We start from the raw sequence: 17,664 nt of genomic DNA on the forward strand, positions 1-17,664 counted from the left end.
CAACATCTAACAGCCGACATGCATGGGAACCTTGAGTGAACCTGCGCGCCCGGACACGCAGACCACAGGCGCGGGATTGACGGCCTGGCTTTTTCGTTCTCACGTTTGAGTCCGCTGAGGCCAATCCGCCTGGGCTGCACTCACATTAGGCCGACACTGCTGCAGCGATCGCCTGCATCTCATCAAAGAGTTCTTCGGTTTGTCGAGGATCGGTACAGGGCAGCCGCGCGAGACTGGCGAGCACCATCCCAAAGGACGCCAGCAGAAGCAGGGTTGCTTTCTTGTCTCCTCCACCACTTCGCTGCACAAGGCATGTCACCATCACCTGGAACTCCCGGCATGGGTCCTGTTGCTCGCGCGCCAGCAGCAATGGCGCAAAGCGGCGTCCGCCCGATTCATAGTCCCGGCGCAGTTCACGGATGAACTTCTCCAGGACGGGCTCCTGATCGTTCTCTGCGTCGCGAAGCATCTGCTCGAGCCGCAGCGCCATGCGACGCTGCAGGCCCGAGATCAGACTGTCCTTGGAGCTGAAATGGTACAAGAGGCCACCCTTGCTGAGCCCCGCCGATTGAGCAACGGCATCGAGCGTGAAACCCGCGATGCCGCCGGTGCAGATCAGATCCTCGGCTGCAGCCAGGATACGGTCACGAGCCGAGACTGACGAATGATCGGTTTGTGCTGTCATGATCCAGATGTGATTGCTTCTTTAGGTCTGACCACGCAGCGTCGAGGCGCAGCCAGACCATTTTATTTGCCTAAGAAGCCTCGGGTGACGCTGTAATCGGCACAGCGGACTCACCCTCTCTGGGTTTCGGCTGCCGCCATGCGATCAGGCGGTAGAACATCGGGATCAGGAAGGTCGCGATGAACGTCGCGGCCAGCATGCCGCCGATAACGCCTGTGCCGATGGAGTGACGGCTCGCCGAGCCAGCGCCCGTCGAGATGGCGAGCGGTACGACACCTAGGATGAAGGCGAGCGACGTCATCACGATGGGACGGAAGCGCAGCCGCGCCGCATCAATGGCGGCCTCGACCGCGTTGGCCCCTTCCTGACGTCGAAGAACGGCGAACTCCACGATCAGGATCGCGTTCTTGGCCGCCAGGCCGATGAGCGTGACCAGCCCGATCTGGAAGTACACGTCATTGGTCAGACCGCGCAACCAGATTGCCACCAGAGCACCGAACAGAGCAAAGGGCACGGCCGTGATGACCGCGAGCGGCAGGCTCCATTTCTCGTATTGCGCCGCCAGGATCAGGAACACCATGATGAGGCCGAAGATCATTGCCTGGGATCCGGTGCCGCCGGTCTCCAGCTCCTGATAGGCGGAGCCCGTCCAGGCAATCTGAAAGCCATCCGAGAGCACCTCCCGGGCCACCTCCTGCATCGCCGCGATGGCTTGGCCCGAGGTGTAGCCAGGGGCAGGATTGCCCGTCACCTTCGCGGCGTTGAAGGCATTGAAGCGCTCCAACTGGTCGGGGCCGATGACGCGCTCGACCGTTACAAGCGTGCTGAGCGGGATCATGCTGCCCGAACTCGCCTTGACGAAGACGTGCCTGAGGTCGTCGGGGGTCTGGCGGAAGTTCGACTCCGACTGCAGCATCACGCGATAGTTGCGTCCGAACAATGTGAAGTCGTTGACGTAGAGGTTGCCGAACGTGCTCTGCATGGCCTCGAAGACCGAGTTGATCGGCACGTTCAAAGCCTTTGCCTTCTCCCGGTCGAGATCAATCCTGTATTGAGGCACACTCGTGTCGAAGGTCGTCCGCACACCCGCGAGCTCGGGACGCTTGGAGGCGGCCTCGACCAGTTTGGCGGTAGCCGCGCTGAGGCTGGAGACGCCGCCCCCGGTGCGGTCCTGCAGATAGAGTTCGAACCCGCCGGTAGTGCTCAGGCCCATGATGGGTGGCGGATTGAAGGCGAGAACCATGCCATCCTTGATCCCCGCATTCATGCCGATGAAGGGACCCGGAAGCTTGCGGGCGTCGAGTTCCGGCGCCTCGCGCTCGGCCCAATCCTTCAGCGACACGAAGGAGGTGCCGGCGCTTGTCTTCATGCTACCCGAGAGCAGATCGAAGCCCGACACGGCAAAGACGTTCTCTACCGCTGGATGGTTCTGGAAGTTCTGGCTGGCCGTGCCCACAACCGCCTGAGTGCGGCTCAGCGAAGCCGCCGGCGGCAGCACGGCGATGCTGAACAGGACACCCTGGTCCTCGTCCGGCACGAGCGAACCCGGAATAGTCACGAACAGGTAGCCGGTCGCGCCGACCACGCCGGCAGAGATCAGCAGACCGACGGCGACACGGCGGACCAGGAAGCGCACTCCTGCTGTATAGCCGGCAGTGAACCGGTTAAAGACGCGGTTGAACAATCGGAACGGCAGGGCCGGCTGCTGGTGACCGGGCTTGAGGATCAGCGCACATAGGGCGGGTGTGAGCGTCAGCGCCACGATGCCTGAGATCGTCACCGAGATCGCAATGGTGACGGCGAACTGCTTGTACATCTCGCCGGCGAGTCCGCCCATGAACGTGACGGGCACGAACACGGCGCACAACACCAGCACGATGGCGATGACCGGACCCGTGACCTCGCTCATGGCCTTGATGGCGGCTTGGCGCGGCGGCAGGTGCTCAGTCGTCATGATGCGTTCGACGTTCTCCAGCACCACGATGGCGTCATCGACCACGATGCCGATGGCGAGGACCAGACCGAACAGAGTTAGCAGATTGATCGAGAAGCCGAACAGGTACATGCCGGCGAAGGTGCCAATGATCGAGATCGGCACCGCGATGACCGGGATCAGCGTGGCGCGCCAGTTTTGCAGGAACAGGAACACGACAGCGACCACGAGGATGATGGCTTCGATGAAGGTGTGGATGACCTCCTCGACCGAGACCTTGATGAATTTGGTCGTGTCGAACGGAATTTGATAGTCGATCCCCTCCGGGAAAGCCTTCTTCAGTTCCTCCATCCGGGCAGTCAGCGCCTCCATGGTGGCCAGCGCATTGGCGCCCGGCTGGAGGTAGACTGCAATCGGAACAGCGGGCGTGCCATTGAGCTCAGCCGTAACCGCGTAGCTCTGGGCGCCGAGTTCGACGCGGGCGACGTCTTTGAGACGCAGCGCCGCCGCATTCTCGTCCGAGCGCAGGATGATGTTCTCGAACGCCTCTTTATTCGGCAGGCGGCCCATGGTTGTAGCCGAGTAGGTAAAGGCCACCGACCTGTCGGTCGGCTCGTCGCCGAAGCGGCCAGCTGCGAACTGGGCGTTCTGCTCGCGGATGGCGGTCGCGACATCGGTCGGCGTCAGCTTGTACTGGGCGAGCTTGTCCGGGCGCAGCCAGATCCGCATCGAATAATCGAGCGAGCCGAGAGCCGAGGCATCGCCGACGCCCGGGATGCGCTTGAGCTCGTCGATGACGTTGAGGAGGGCGTAGTTGCCGACGTAGGTCCGGTCGTAGCGCGGATCCTTCGAGAACATGGCCACCATGCCGAGGATCGAGGTCGAGCGTTTGGCGACAGTAACGCCCTGCCGCGTCACCTCCGAGGGTAGAAGCGGAGTCGCACGCTGCACTCGGTTGTTGACATCGATCGTCGCCTGGTCCGGATCGGTGCCGAGGGCGAAGGTCACGGTCAGCTGCATCGTGCCGGCGCTGGAGTTCGACGACTGCATGTAGAGCATGCCCTCGACGCCGTTGATCTGCTGCTCCAGAGGCGCCGCCACGGTTTGGGCCACCGTCTCGGCGCTCGCACCGGGATAGGTGGCGCTCACGACCACCTGGGGCGGCGTCAGCTCGGGATATTGCGCAATCGGCAGCGCCCAGAGGGCCAGGGCTCCGGCGAGGACGATGACGATGGAGATGACAGCCGCGAAGACCGGCCGATCGATGAAGAAGCGCGGGTTCACTGCTGCACCGCCACGTTGGTGTTGGTGGATGCGACCGAGGCCGTCACCGGCGCACCGGGGCGAACCTTGATGACGCCCTCGGTGACGATCTTGTCACCGGACTTGAGACCCGAGTCGGCAATCCAACCGCCGTCGATCTGCCGGCCGAGCTGAACCGGGCGCACCTCGGCTTGGCCACTGCTATTCACGGCATAGACGAACTGCCCCTGCGGTCCCTGCATCACGGCAGCCTCGGGCACCACGATGGCATCGTTGAGGGTCAGACCGGTCACGGTTGCCCGCACGAACTGGCCGGGGACAAGGCGGCGGTCAGGATTTTTCACGACGGCGCGCGCCTGAAGGGTTCCGGTTTCGGTGTCGATGCTGCTCGACGTAAAGTCGATGGTGCCTTCCTGGTCGTATACCTGCCCGTCGCCGAAGGTGATCCTTACCCTGAGGTTATTGGCAGGAGCCTGTTTGGAGCCCTGGGCATCGAGAAGACGACGGATCTCGGCGCCTTCCCGATCGGCGAACGAAAAGTTGACGTAGACGGGATCGAGCTCGGTAATCGAGGTCAGCAGGCCACTGTCTCCGCTGGTGCCGATCAGGCTGCCTTCCGGCACCTGCTCCAGGCTGGTGATGCCGCTGATGGGTGCTTTGACCTTGGTGTAATCGAGGTTGAGCTGGGCCGTGCGCATCTGCGCTTCGGCTGCTGCAACGGCAGCAGCGCCAAGCTCCTTGGCCGAGATTGCGTCGTCGCGGGCCTTCTCGCTGCCCGCGCCTTTTGCATAGAGCTGCAAGGCACGCTCCGCATCCCGGACAGCCTGATTGTATTGGGCCTGGGCCTGTTGAAGCTGCGCTTTGGCCCGGGCGAGTTCCGCCTCGAAGGGCGCAGGATCGATTTCGAAGAGCACTTGGCCAGCCTTGACGGTCGAGCCTTCGTTGAAGTGCCGCTTGAGCAAGATGCCGCCGACGCGCGCTCTGACCTGAACCTCGCGGTGAGCCGAAATGCGGGCCGCATATTCATAGGTGACGGGCACCTCCTTCGCCTCGACCAGCGTTACGGTCACCTGCGGCGGCGGCATCTGCCCCCCTCCGGGCTGCTGCGCGTTTGCAGGTGACCAGCAGGTCAGGAGCAGGACTGCGGTTAGCAGGAGATGGGCTGCCGGCGTCATGGAGCGGGGCATCAGGAAACTCGGTTGGTTGATGGTGCACCGCATATATTCGTTGACTTTTGAGTCAGTCAACAGTTATTAACTGACTAGTCAGTCAGTTTTAGTCATTGATGCTCCAGGCGATGGAAGCCAAAAGGTGGCGATCGCGTTGGTTCAACTGGGGCCTCTTGTGGAGGACAGTGCCGGAAGACGCGTAGCGATCTGCGTTCAGCAAAGGGAATGTTGAGGAATATCGTATGGTTGGAGGTGTCAGAGCCCGCCGCAAGGCCGAACGCCCCGGGGAGATCCTGGAAGCCGCGTTTGAGGAGTTCGTCCGGACGGGCTACGCCGCCACGCGTCTGGAGGACGTCGCTGCACGTGCCGGCGTCACCAAGGGCACGATCTACTTCTACTTCGAGAACAAGGAGCAGGTCTTCATCGCGATGGTCCGGGAGCTCTCACGGCCACTTCACGTTCAAGCCGAGGAATTCGCTGCGAACAGCTCGTCCATGGCACTCGAATTCCTGCGCGCCTATCTCGGCTATCTATACCGGATCCTCGCCACCGATCCGCGCAGCCGGGAAATCTTCCGCCTGCTGATCGCCGAAGCGAGGCGGTTCCCAGAGCTGATCGACGAATATCATCAGAACTTCATGGGTCCGGCGGTCAGACGCCTAAGCCAAAGCCTTGAGGATGGCACGGCGAAGGGCGAGATCCGTCCATCGTCGATCCTCGAATTTCCAGAGCTCCTCCTCGCGCCTGCCCTATCACTGAACATTTCAATGCTTCTGTTTTCCGATCGACGGCCTATCGACATGGAGCGGCACTTCGAGATTGCGATTGATCTCCTTCTCAATGGCCTTCTGCCACGATCTGCAGAGGATTCTGGCCACCACTAGCGAGCTTCTCTTTGGATCTGTTGCGACCCTGTGCCCCCTCGCAGCAACGGATCCCAGCCTCGCATCGAGAGCTATCTGTTTCGCATCGGCGGCAAGTTTCACCTGCTGTCGCTGATCTTCTTAGGAACTGAAATGAGTAGCCCGGTGCGAGGCTCTGTTTAATCGCTCCCGCTATGGCGTCGAGATCAAGCAACCTAGCGCATTGTGCAGATCCGAGGGGTTCGTATGAGCGATGCACTCTTCCAAAGAGCGGAGAAGCGCGAGATCCATTGGATCCGCTCTAATCGTTTGCCTTGTCGGACCCGACCTCGCCGACGCTGGCCTCGAGCGCAGACCGGGCGGAGGCGACGTGGCGTCGCATCAGCATTTCGGCCAGCTCGGCATCGGCATCGGCAATGGCATCGGCGATGCGCTCATGTTCGAGCAAGGCACGCTGGGCGCGCCCCGGGACAATGCGGTGCTGCATTCTGTAAAGGCGAAACAGCGTGTAGTATTCGTCGCAGAGCAGATCGAACAAGTGGCTGTTTCGGGCAATCCGAGCAATCAGAAAATGGAAGTCGGAATTGGCTCTGGCTTGCCAGTAGACCATCGCATCTGGCTCGGACAGCACCTGACGGTGCATTGTGAGCATGGCCCGGAGTTCGGCGACATCGGCGCTCGTGGCGTGGCGGGCGGCCTCTCTCGCGGCCAAGCCCTCCAGAACTTCACGAATGTGAAAGAGCTCGATGGCGAGCTTGCGGGACGGGACAACGACCCGCACACCTTGCCGCGGCGTGCGGGTGACGAGCTTGCGTTCCTCCAGCCGCCGAATGGCTTCTCGCAAGGGCCCACGGCTGACGCCGTATCGTGCCGCCAACCGCGGCTCGCTGAGCTTCGTGCCGGGTGGAAACTCGCCCCGGACGATCGCCTCGCTCAGTTGCTCGAAGAGAAGGTCGGACAGCGATCGGCTGTCCTCCTCGTCCTCGATCTCGATGTGCTCGCTGTCCGGAGAAGTCATTTGGGCTCACCTTACCGGTCTGGCGTCGAGTAACGCTGTTCCAACTGGTCGAAGAAGGGTTTGTTCACCAGCCGCTGACGCTCCTTGAAGCTCGCGACGGGCCCTGCCTCGTCAAGGCTGCCATTGCTCTTGAGATGCCCCAATGCGGCCTGCATCCCATGCACTGCGCCCTGCAGAGCCACATTGGCATAAAGCACAAGGGCAAAGCCCATCTCGTTCAACTCCTCGAGACCCAGGATGGGAGTACGGCCGCCTACCACAAGATTGACGAGTTGAGGCGTCTCCCGGAGGCGGATCGGGATTTCGCGGATCTCCTCGGCGCTCTCCGGCGCCTCGATGAAGGTGATGTCGGCGCCATCCTCGATGAAAGCCTGCGCCCTCTCGATTGCGGCGGCAAGTCCCTGGGTCGCCCGCACGTCTGTCCGGGCCACGATCAAGAGGTTCGAATCCTGGCGCGCATCGACGGCCGCCTTGATGCGGCTGCGCGCCTCGGAAAGATCGACGACCTCCTTGCCTGAGAAGTGGCCGCAGCGTTTCGGACTGACCTGATCCTCAATCTGGACGGCGCTGGCGCCGGCCCGCTCGAGAATCCGGATCGTATGGCGCACGTTGAGCGCGTTGCCAAAGCCGGTATCCGCGTCGACGATGATCGGGAGATCCGTTGCATCGCGGATCGTCGCGGTGTGCTGGACAATCTCCGGCAGGCTGATGAAGCCAAGATCGGGCATGCCCAAATACGTATTCGTCAACCCGGCGCCGGACAGGTAGATTGCCTCGAATCCGAGATCGGCAATGATCCGCGCCGCCAGAGCGTTTGCCGCGCCGGGCAGGAGGACTGCGCCGCCCCTCTCGAGGCGGGCCCGAAAGGCTTTGTTGATCTCGTGATTAAGCATGAACCTGCTCCAGGCCTCGATCAAAGATGCCTTGGCCCGTCGGCCGGGATGGGCTGACGGTTCCAGCGGGGAATGCTGGGACGAGGCTGTCGAGCGCACCAGCGGCGAGGCTCGCAAAGCCTTTCGCGGCGGCGAGGAACGCCTGTCGCTCTGCATCACCGATGTCGTTGCGGGTTAGCGTTTCGAACTTGCCCACGTAATCCGGCCACGTCCAGGGACGCGCACCATTTGGATGAGCGTCGGCCACGGCGCGTTCGCCAGAGATGACACGGCCATCCTGGAGGGTGATGACCAGCTTGCCGCCGAAGGCTCGCTTGGCCGGATCCGGATCGTGATAACGGGCAGTCCAGGTCTTATCCTCGACCGTCCTGATCTTGTGCCAAAGCGCCACCGTCGAAGCCCGGCGAGCGCGCTCACGCGTATAAGAATCCACATGGTGCCATTTGCGATCCTCGAGCGCGACCGCCAGAATATACATGATGGAGTGGTCGAGGGTCTCTCGGCTCGCCTCCGGATCGGTCTTCTGCGGGTCATTGGCGCCGGTGCCGATCACGTAATGCGTGTGATGGCTGGTTTCGAGCAGGATGTCCTTGATCTGCGACAGATCTTCGATCTGGCCTGCCAAGTCGATCGCCAGGTCGATCAGCGCCTGCGCCTGGTACTCGGCCGAATGAGCCTTGGTGTAGGTCTCGAGGATGGCCCGCGGGCTCTCCCCATCGGCTGGCAGGTAAACATCGTAGCAGTCATCCGCGCCGCCCAGCATCCATGCCAGAACTGAGTCCTCGCCTTCGTAGATCGGAGACGGCGAAGCCTCTCCACGCATGGCGCGGTCGATGCACTCGATCGCGAGCTTGCCCGAGAAGCCGGGCACGTAGGCCTTCCACGAGCTGATTTCACCCTTGCGCGACTGGCGCGTCGAAAAGGACAGGTGCACCGCTTGGTTGACTGCCTGGAAGATGATCTCGGTCGGCAAACCGAGCAGAGCCCCAATGCCGGCTGTGGTCGCCGGCGCAAGGTGAGCCACGTGGTCCTTCTTGTATCTGTGCAGCGAGATCGCCTTGACCAAGGCCACATGGACCTCATAGCTGACTGCAATGCCGCGCGCGAGGGCTGCTCCGTCGAGGCCCATCTGCTGGGCCACGGCAATAAGGGGCGAAATGGCGTCGCCCGGGTGGGAATAATCGGCGGCCAGGAACGTATCGTGGAAATCGAGCTCGCGCACGGCCGTTGCATTGGCCCAGGCGGCCCACTCGGCGTCGACCCGTGTTGCCGATGACAGCCCGTAAAGGGTCGCGCCGCCCGGACGGGGATGCGCCAAAGCCATGGCCCGAGCGGCCGCCACGGGCGCCCGATTGATCGCCGCCAAGGCAACGCTAGCATTGTCGACGATGCGGCACGCCATCATGTCGATCACGTCGGCGCTGAGCGGCCCGCAATGGGCTGCGAAGCTGGCGATGTGCCAAGCGAGTTGCTGCTCGCGCGGCAGTTGGGCGGCGGATGGGTGGACCCGTACGGTATGTTTGTTCATTGGTCGGATGGTCATTACTGTAGAAGGTTGCAGGGAGCTCCGGCCGCGGCCGGAACGATTACGCATTTGCACGCAGGCGCCGCAGCACGATGGGAGCAAGGAGGAAGAGGCAGGCAATCGCCAGCAAGATCGCGGACAGGGGTGTTGAGACCAGCACCACAGGGTTGCCCTGTCCTGCGGCGAGAGCCGTGCGCAGTTGCTGTTCGGCCATCGGTCCGAGGATCAGACCGATCAATACCGGCGCGATGGGAAAGTCATAAACCCGCATCACGTATCCCATGACCCCGATGGCCGCCATGCAGATGAGGTCGGTCAAGGAATTCGAAACGCCCCAGATGCCGATGGTGGCGAAGACAAGGATGCCGGCGTAAAGCTGAGGTCGAGGGATGGCCAGCAGACGCACCCAGATCCCAACGAGAGGCAGGTTGAGCACCAGGAGCATCACGTTGCCCACATAGAGAGAGGCAATGAGGCCCCAGACCAGCTGCGGATTGGAGGTAAAAAGAAAGGGTCCTGGTTGCAGACCGTAATTCTGGAAGGCAGCCAGCAGCACCGCCGCCGTCGCCGAGGTCGGCAGTCCGAGAGTCAGCAATGGGATCAGAATTCCCGCAGCCGCCGCGTTGTTCGCAGCCTCAGGACCAGCGACCCCTTCGATCGCCCCCTTGCCGAATTCCTCGGGATGTTTGGAAAGCCTGCGCTCCAGCGTGTAAGAGAGCATGGTCGGGATTTCAGAGCCGCCCCCAGGCAGAGCCCCCATTGGAAAGCCGAGCGCCGTGCCCCGTAGCCAGGGTTTCCACGACCGTCTCCAGTCCTCTCGTGTCATCCAAGTCTGGCCCTTGATGGGCACGATGTCGGACGAATTCCGGCGATAGCGGCTTGCCACATAGAGGATCTCGCCAACTGCGAACAACGAGACCAGCACCACCGTCAATTCCATGCCGTCGAGCAGGGAAGCCGCTCCGAAGGTCAGGCGCGGTTGACCGGTCATCTGGTCGATTCCGATGACACCGAGGGCAAGTCCGATGAACAGCGAGATAAAGCCGCGCACGCGCGAGCTTCCCATCACCACCGCCACAGAGGTGAAAGCCAGAACGGTCAGAGCGAAATAATCCTCCGGCCGGAAGTAAAAGGCGATCTCGGCGATAGAAGGAGCGGCGAAGGTGAGCAGCAGGGTCGCGATCGTGCCCGCGATAAACGAGCCGAGCGCGGCGGTGGCGAGCGCGGCGGCGCCCCGGCCGGCGCGGGCCATTTTGTTCCCCTCGATCGCCGTCATCATCGAGCCGGCCTCGCCCGGCGTGTTGATGAGGATCGAGGTTGTCGATCCGCCATACATGGCGCCGTAAAGCACGCCAGCAAACATGATGAAAGCCGAAGTCGGTGCGACACTGACGGTGACAGGCAGCAGCAGCGCGATCGTGAGGGCGGGACCAATGCCAGGCAGGACCCCGATCGCGGTGCCCAGAACTGACCCGAGCAGAGCCCAGAGCAAGTTCGTCGGCTGCAAGGCGACGCCAAAGCCCTCGATCAGCAAGGAGAAGGTTTGCATTTATAGCCCCGCGACCGGGAGGAAGCCGCCGAGCTGCAGGCCCAGCTGGGTAAAGAGAAGCCAGGACAAGGCACCGAGCATGGCGCCGACAACCATGTCGGCAAGCGTCCTGCGCGAGCCAAAGGCTCGCGCAACCAAGGTGAAGGACAACATGGCCGTGATCGGCAGGCCAAGGCCTTGAATAGTCAGGATCGGAATACAGGCGGCCGCCAGTGCGGTCAGCAAGGCCGGGGTATCTGCCTTTTCGGCGCCGGACGCATCTTCGCTATCCTGCGGGTCGAAGGCCTCTCCATGCGCGATCTGCACCAAGAGGATGAGGCCCAGAACGACCAAACCAGCACCAGCCATGGAGACAAACAGACCTGGGCCGATGGCGGCATAGCGAGCACCCTGCGGCAGACTGAAGGCGCCATAGAGACAGATGCTCCCGAGCACAACGACCGCGGCGCCGAGCCACCAGGGACGAGAGGTAGCTTGAGTGCCGCCTCCCGCCTCGCCATGTCGTCGGCTATTGGGCAAGGCCGGCCTCCTTGAGGATGGTGCCGATCCGGGCCTCTTCCTCGGCAATGAAGGTGCCGAACTTGGCTCCCGGAAGGAAGAACTGATCCCAGCCCTGAGTCTTGAGAACCGTCGCCCAGGCCGGGCTCGCGTTGAGCTTGGTGAAGCGATCCACCCACAGTGCGTAGTTATCGTCAGGCATACCGGGAGCACCGAGAATGCCGCGCCAATTCGCGATCTCGACGTCATAACCGGCTTCCTTGAAGGTCGGCGCGTCCAGCCCCTTTGCACGCTCGGCCGAGGTGATGCCGAGGATGCGGATGCGCCCCTGCTGCGCGAACTGGGCAAACTCGGAGATACCCGAAATTCCAGCCGCCAACGTACCATTGACGATGGCAGTGACCGTCTCGGCACCACTGGTCTGAGGGATGTAGTTGAGGTCGGAAACCGGGATCCCGCCAGCCTTCGCCAGAAGGGCCAGAGCGATATGATCAACGCCACCAGCCGAGCCGCCGCCAATGGCATTGGCGCCCGTATTGGCCTTGAGCGCGGCCACGAGATCTTTCAGCGTTTTATGGGGCGAGTTGGCCGCCACCGCGATTACCAGATACTCTGCCGTGAGCCGGGATACCGGGCGGAATTCAGACAGCTTGATCGGCGACTTGTTCAGAATGATCGAGCCGACAGTGATGGCTCCGAACACAGCCAGGGCGTCCGGTTTACCTCTTTGTGCCTTCTCAAAGGCGGCGAGGCCAATGGTGCCGCCAGCACCGCCGGTGTTCGTGAAGTTGACGCCGCCGGTGTAGATGCCTGCCTCGCGCATCGCCTGGAATGCCTGACGACCAGTCGCGTCCCAACCACCTCCAGGGTTAGCCGGCAACATGACATTGACTTGTGCCTGCGCACCGCCCGCGATGAGCGCGGCGAGCATGGCGAAAGGCAACAACGCCTTTTTCACATTCATTCTTATTTCCTCCCTGGGCCTTTGCAGGTGAGCATCTCCGGCCCGCGCCGTAGATCCGGCTTGCCCTGATTGATACATCACAACGCTGCTCTGTTCTCGTTTTTGTCGGCAGAATTGCGGTTATGAGAAGATCATGAACGTGATCTGGTGTCAAACAAGGTACTTTTGTCGACAGAAAGACGCTGGAAAAGTGTATTCGGCGCAGCGTCAGAGCTGCCTCGAAAGCCATGTTCCGTTCGTTGAGGCTGGATACGTCGACGCCAATTTCACGCCTCGAGCCACTCCGGCGGCGAAATCAGCTGCCCTTTCCGGCATGGCGGCGCGAACAGCTCTGGCCTGCCGGCACGAGGGGTGGAGACGCCCAAGTTGTCGGTAACGTCGGCTCTTTCGGTTGATGTGCCGGTGAGCTCGTCAGCGGCGGAGCTGCGGGTCTCCAGCAGACTTCACATCGCTGCCGGCGGCGATCGTGGTCCCAGGCTCCTGCCGGCCGCACTTGCGGCGCCGCAGGTCCGTGCCTGGCGCAGGCGCGTTGGCCCTTACCGTGCGCAGATTGCCACGGGGTTCTGTCGCTCCCGCCAAGCCCGTGTCGAGGAGCTCCCGCATAGTCCGGGTCCGTGCTGCCGCACTGGGAGAGCCGAGGACCACACCAACGACACGCCGGCCCTCGCGGACGGCTGAGACGGCCACATTGAACCCGGAGGCGCACACGTAACCAGTCTTCGTTGCCTCGAGGCCGGCATAATCCTCGATCAGCTTGTTCGTGTTTTTGAGCATGCGGCCGTTGACCGTGACGGCTGACGTCCGGAAAAGCTCGGCATGGTCCCCATGGTAGCTCAGGACTGCCAGCATCAGCACGGCCATGTCCCGCGCGTTGGTGACCTGACGGTCATCGTGCAGGCCGCTGGCGTTGACGAAGCGCGTTCCGGTCATCCCAAGACGCCTCGCCTCCGAGTTCATCGCGGCGACAAACGCCATCTCGCTTCCACTGACGGCTTCCGCGATGGCGACCGCCACATCGTTGGCGCTCTTGACCATCATGATGAGGAGCGCGTCCTCCAGCCGAAGCGACGTGCCTGAGGGGACACCCAACTTGGAGGGCGCCTGGGCCACTGCCCGATCACTCAGGACGAGGGAGCTGTCCAGAGTGAGCCGGCCCGTTCGAACTGCCGTGAGGGCAAGATGCGCCGTCATCAGCTTGGTGAGCGATGCCGGATGCCAGGAGCGGGTCGCCTCCTGAGCGGCGAGGATGTCGCCGGACGACGCGTCCACCAACAGCAGGGGATTGGCGCAGGTTGGCGCGGTCGTCAGGATCAGGCCAGCGGCGAGCAGGAACGAGGGCAGCTTCATACCCCGATGGTTGACCGAAGCGCGACCGCGCGCAAGCCTCTGATTACGAGGCCCTCCAGCCTCGGTACCCCAGTCGGGCCATTGCCACAGGACCGACGACAGCCGCCCTGAAGCTCTTCACTTGGTCGGAGCCACCAGCTCATATGGACGTGCACGTTTGGGATTGGTCCGATGCTCCCTTCTTGAATGAGCGCATCGTTGAGGGCGGACCCGAAGGGCCGCGCAGCGAAAATCGGATCCCCGTTTCCCTGCGCGACCCGCTGGGTCGGCACGATGCGCTAGCGGGCCGGCTCGAGCTTGATGACGTCACGAGCCGCCTGCTCGACGGCCTCACGGGAATAGACGAGCGGTACGTAATCACCGGCGGCCCAGAGCGGCGCGAGGTCGCGATAATGGGCGCTGAAGGGATTGCCTGATTGACCGGGGGTGTTGATGGTCACGCTCTGGTCCCAGTTGCCGACATCCAGCACCATCCGGAACGAGGCGCCGGCAGTCACGCGGAAATCAGACGCGCGATAGGAGGCAGCGCGAGGGCTGAAGGCGGAGCCGCCCATCGCCAGCCGGCCTACCGTCATCTGAGCACGGGTCGTCTCGTCCGCCAGAGGAGCCAGGGCATGGTCGAACTGAGCGTGATGCAGCTTGCCCCACTCCCAATTGGAGATGTCTGGACCGAGCACTTGGCGGACCTCGTTCATGGCGCCCCTCAGGCTTTCGAGGAGGATCTCCCGCCGAGTTGCAAGGGGATCTGCCCCAAGAGCCTGGTCGGGGCTCTCCAGGTAATCCACGACCGCCGCAATGTCGCTTGTGCCGAGCGTGGCGCGGGCCGGCTCAGGAAGGGCCTTCGCTGTCAGGGCACGCCCAAGGTGCTTGGTCATCCAGACCTCGAACAGGGCCGCACCCGCACTGTCGTGGGATGTTCGATGGTCCCACTCCCTGAGCAGGTTCAGCCCTTCGCTGAGCATCGGATCGTCAGACGAGATCGGCTCGAGCAGCTTTGTCAGTCTCCGGCCATTGACGGTGTAGTCGTCCGTCTGCAGGGCCATGGCGTCGGCCAGCGTGATCTTCTCCTTTGATGCGAGAACCTCCTTGATGCGGGTGATGCGCGAGGGGTCGGACCATTCAAAGCCGACCTTGCGCTCGGCGATCGGGTACCCGGCCGGGATATTCATCTCGTTCGCGGTGGCAAACCACCCCGTCTCGGGATTGAAAACCTGAGGCAGCTCCTCGCCCTTGAGAAATCCGGACCATTCGTAGCGGCCATCGCCGGGCACGGGCATCAAACCGTCCCAGTTCGGACGCAAAGGCGAGCGGCCTCCGACAATCCAGCCGATATTGCCGGAGGTGTCGGCATAGACCTGGTTCTCGGATGGCGCCCCCCAGTTCACCATCGCTTTCTTGAAGCCGTCCCAATCCTTGGCGGTCATGTATTCCGCCGAGTTGAAATACGCCGAGGTGCCGGGCTCGAACCAGACCGACCGCATGGCGAAAGCCCGCCGCTGCGACGGATCGGCGTGAAGAACGGGGCCATGCCGCGTGAAGCGCATCTCGACCTCACGCGGTCCCTCCCCCTTCACCGCGATGGTCTCTCGCACGACCCGCATATCCTCCCAGCCGTCGCGATAGCGGTACTGGTTGGGGTTGTCCGGATTGGTTTCGTAGACGAAGAGATCCTCCTGATCGATGGCGAAGATGGTCAGGCCGAAAGCGATCTGGCCGTTGTGACCAATGGAGATCCCAGGCAGCGCCGGCTCGCCCGCTCCAATCACCGAGAGGCCGGGAGCGTTGAGGTGCACGATGTAGCGCAAGGACGGCACCCCATGCGCCCGATGCGGGTCGTTGGCCAGGATCGGCCGGCCGGTGGCCGTGCGGCTGGGCGCGATCGTCCAGTTGTTGGAACCGATGGTGCTGACGCGATCATCCGCTTCGGCCAGGAACTTGTCGGGATCGAGTGACGTGCGCTGTTGCCCTGGCTTCGCGAAGGTGACCTCGCGCGTAGCGAGCTGATAATCGTTCAGCACCTCGCGCGGGATCGAGCAAGGATCGAGATCATCGGGCACCTTGGTTGTCCAGTCCGGCTCGATCTTGCGCCGAAAGCGATCGGCCTCGTACCCGGCTGCGCAGGCAACCCGCGCCCGCGACACCTCAGAGGCCACGTTACGGGTGAGGCCATGACTGCGGATGCGCACGACGTCCTCGGGCGTCCAGCGGTCGGGCATCGTGCCGGCGACCCGGAATTCGACTGGAGTAGGTCTGCGACCACCGCGGATCTCGTCGACGAAGGCGTTGATACCGGCCACGAACGCCTCCGTATAGTTCTTGGCGTCGGGTCCATAGGCGGCCCATTCCTGGTTCATGTCCCCGCGGTAAAGGAACATGCGAGTGGCCCGGTCCTGCGCCACGTAGGCGGGGCCGAAATCCTTCGCGAGAAGGCCAAGTCCGCGCTTGCGCCAGAGGTCGATCTGCCAGAGCCTGTCACGAGCGGCGTTGTAGCCCTGAAGAAAGATGGCATCGCGGGTGTTCGCTGCGTAGATGTGCGGAATGCCCCATTGATCGACGATCATCTCGGCCGGTTGTTGGAGCCCCTGCACCTCATGGGAGCTTGTCCGGACCGCACTCGACATCTCGGCCCAGGCCGGGAGCGCGGTGGTCACGAGCAGAGCGCCAACAAGGGGCACAACACGTCTAGTTCCGGACCGCGTCTTCATCATGTGTTCCTCCCTGTCAACAAGCGATTTATTCCTTTTCTCTCCGGGATGGAGTGGCGTGCAGGAATCAAATCAGCTTGATGCTCAAGCTTGAGCGAAGGGGAGACAACTGCGTTCCCGGCAGGGCAGATATGGGGATCAGGCGACTTGTCGGAGCAGCGGGCAGCCCCATTTCCCTAGACCGCCCCGTTTCAAGCCATGGACTGGCTCTGATGATGCAGTCCGCCAATTCGCGCGCCAGGATCGGCCGGTTACGATCATGGGGGCGGGGGCAAGCGCCTCCTCAGCTGCGTAGCAGAAGCCTCCAAGGTTCTCCCGCTCTCCTCCCTCCCCCATGCCCGGAACCAAGCGATGAAATGGGTGGCTCCCAGTCCCCGCACTGAGATGATGAGCACTGTTTGAGGTGGATGCGAGGGAGCGGATGTCATGGGAGAGACCCAATCCCCCTCAAAAGGTGTAGCCCACCCTTAGGCCGAAGTTGGTGAGTCCACGGTTGTTCGAGCACAAGCCCGCATTCGAGAGGTGTTCCACGGTTGCTATTATGGTCCAGTTTTCCGCAACATGCACGCCGACCGAACCTGACTCGCGGAATAGGGCTGTGCAGCCCAATGCGTTGTGATGGTTGTCGATTGGATCGTTTTCGCCGTTGTGAACGGCGCCGCCCAAGCTGCCTTCCACAAAGATGGCTGGCGTTATGTCGAAGGTCCAGGTCAGGCCGGCATAGCCGAAGCTGGTGTCGCCAAAGAGGTTGAGGCTGCCTCCCACATGGAGACGGGGAATAAGCAGATCGAGGACCGGGTTAGTCGCGGTAAACGGCCGAACCGACAGAATCTCACCAGTCAGGTTGGCTGACCCACTTTCAGGGCCGGTCGGGTCTTGCGCCGTCACGCCAAAGCGGATCTCCGAGATAAAGCGCGGGACTACTTGCTGCTGGGGAGGGAGCGGCAGCGGACCTTGCGGTGAAAGGTCCGCCGCGTGGACTGCCGTCCCGCCGCCAGTTAATGCCAGCGCCGCAACGAGAAGCCGCTTCATGGATGTGCCCCACCGATCTTGCACTCGTCTGTTCATACCTTATGAGGACCACCTTCGCACGACTAGCAAAGTAGGTACCCGATCAGAGTTCGTCGTTGACGCATTTGGGGGACGGCCCCTGAACTCGACGCGTATGAGGCGGGTGACGTTTGCCAGGCGGCGAACCGATCCTGACGCGACCCGATTCTGGTTCCCACCTTGCTCATCCGTCGGCAAGACG

At 62.6% G+C, this 17,664-nt stretch carries 13 protein-coding genes; 1 reads left to right on the plus strand and 12 read right to left on the minus strand.

The window, feature by feature from the left end; all coding sequences use genetic code 11:
• Nucleotides 1-145 precede the first annotated feature (145 nt).
• The 3 genes from ACS5Q0_RS10890 to ACS5Q0_RS10900 form a co-directional block, all read right to left on the minus strand.
• Nucleotides 146-685, minus strand: a complete 540-nt coding sequence (locus ACS5Q0_RS10890) for a TetR/AcrR family transcriptional regulator (protein ID WP_473126648.1) — start codon at nucleotides 683-685, stop codon at nucleotides 146-148.
• A gap of 70 nt (nucleotides 686-755) precedes the next feature.
• Nucleotides 756-3,902: an efflux RND transporter permease subunit gene (locus ACS5Q0_RS10895; RefSeq protein WP_473126649.1), complete on the minus strand. Its 3,147-nt coding sequence runs from the start codon at nucleotides 3,900-3,902 to the stop codon at nucleotides 756-758.
• Entirely contained in the window at nucleotides 3,899-5,068 is a 1,170-nt protein-coding gene (locus ACS5Q0_RS10900; RefSeq protein ID WP_473126650.1) for an efflux RND transporter periplasmic adaptor subunit, read from the minus strand. The genes ACS5Q0_RS10895 and ACS5Q0_RS10900 overlap by 4 nt, the downstream gene beginning before the upstream one ends.
• 224 nt (nucleotides 5,069-5,292) lie before the next feature.
• Here ACS5Q0_RS10900 and ACS5Q0_RS10905 point away from each other — a divergent pair, with 224 nt between their 5' ends.
• Entirely contained in the window at nucleotides 5,293-5,934 is a 642-nt protein-coding gene (locus ACS5Q0_RS10905; RefSeq protein ID WP_473126651.1) for a TetR/AcrR family transcriptional regulator, read from the plus strand.
• Between the two features lie 280 nt (nucleotides 5,935-6,214).
• Here the strand turns inward: ACS5Q0_RS10905 and ACS5Q0_RS10910 are convergent, their stop codons facing one another.
• The 9 genes from ACS5Q0_RS10910 to ACS5Q0_RS10950 form a co-directional block, all read right to left on the minus strand.
• Nucleotides 6,215-6,931, minus strand: a complete 717-nt coding sequence (locus ACS5Q0_RS10910; protein WP_473126652.1) for a GntR family transcriptional regulator — start codon at nucleotides 6,929-6,931, stop codon at nucleotides 6,215-6,217.
• An 11-nt stretch (nucleotides 6,932-6,942) separates the two neighbouring features.
• Nucleotides 6,943-7,824, minus strand: a complete 882-nt coding sequence (locus ACS5Q0_RS10915) for an isocitrate lyase/PEP mutase family protein (RefSeq protein ID WP_473126653.1) — start codon at nucleotides 7,822-7,824, stop codon at nucleotides 6,943-6,945.
• Nucleotides 7,817-9,352, minus strand: a complete 1,536-nt coding sequence (locus tag ACS5Q0_RS10920; RefSeq protein WP_473126654.1) for an MmgE/PrpD family protein — start codon at nucleotides 9,350-9,352, stop codon at nucleotides 7,817-7,819. Before ACS5Q0_RS10920 ends, ACS5Q0_RS10915 begins: the two co-directional genes overlap by 8 nt.
• A gap of 58 nt (nucleotides 9,353-9,410) precedes the next feature.
• Nucleotides 9,411-10,898: a tripartite tricarboxylate transporter permease gene (locus tag ACS5Q0_RS10925; RefSeq protein ID WP_473126655.1), complete on the minus strand. Its 1,488-nt coding sequence runs from the start codon at nucleotides 10,896-10,898 to the stop codon at nucleotides 9,411-9,413.
• Nucleotides 10,899-11,417: a tripartite tricarboxylate transporter TctB family protein gene (locus ACS5Q0_RS10930; protein ID WP_473126656.1), complete on the minus strand. Its 519-nt coding sequence runs from the start codon at nucleotides 11,415-11,417 to the stop codon at nucleotides 10,899-10,901.
• Nucleotides 11,407-12,360: a Bug family tripartite tricarboxylate transporter substrate binding protein gene (locus ACS5Q0_RS10935; RefSeq protein ID WP_473126657.1), complete on the minus strand. Its 954-nt coding sequence runs from the start codon at nucleotides 12,358-12,360 to the stop codon at nucleotides 11,407-11,409. The genes ACS5Q0_RS10930 and ACS5Q0_RS10935 overlap by 11 nt, the downstream gene beginning before the upstream one ends.
• 411 nt (nucleotides 12,361-12,771) lie before the next feature.
• Nucleotides 12,772-13,707: a D-alanyl-D-alanine carboxypeptidase family protein gene (locus ACS5Q0_RS10940; RefSeq protein ID WP_473126658.1), complete on the minus strand. Its 936-nt coding sequence runs from the start codon at nucleotides 13,705-13,707 to the stop codon at nucleotides 12,772-12,774.
• A gap of 278 nt (nucleotides 13,708-13,985) precedes the next feature.
• Nucleotides 13,986-16,412 (minus strand): penicillin acylase family protein, encoded by a 2,427-nt coding sequence (locus ACS5Q0_RS10945; RefSeq protein ID WP_473126674.1) that lies wholly within the window; start codon nucleotides 16,410-16,412, stop codon nucleotides 13,986-13,988.
• Nucleotides 16,413-16,859: 447 nt separating this feature from the next.
• A complete protein-coding gene (locus ACS5Q0_RS10950) occupies nucleotides 16,860-17,444 on the minus strand; it encodes an acyloxyacyl hydrolase (RefSeq protein ID WP_473126659.1) in 585 nt (194 codons plus the stop codon).
• Nucleotides 17,445-17,664: the final 220 nt, after the last annotated feature.

The sequence above is a fragment of the Microvirga sp. HS2 genome (genome assembly GCF_055792805.1).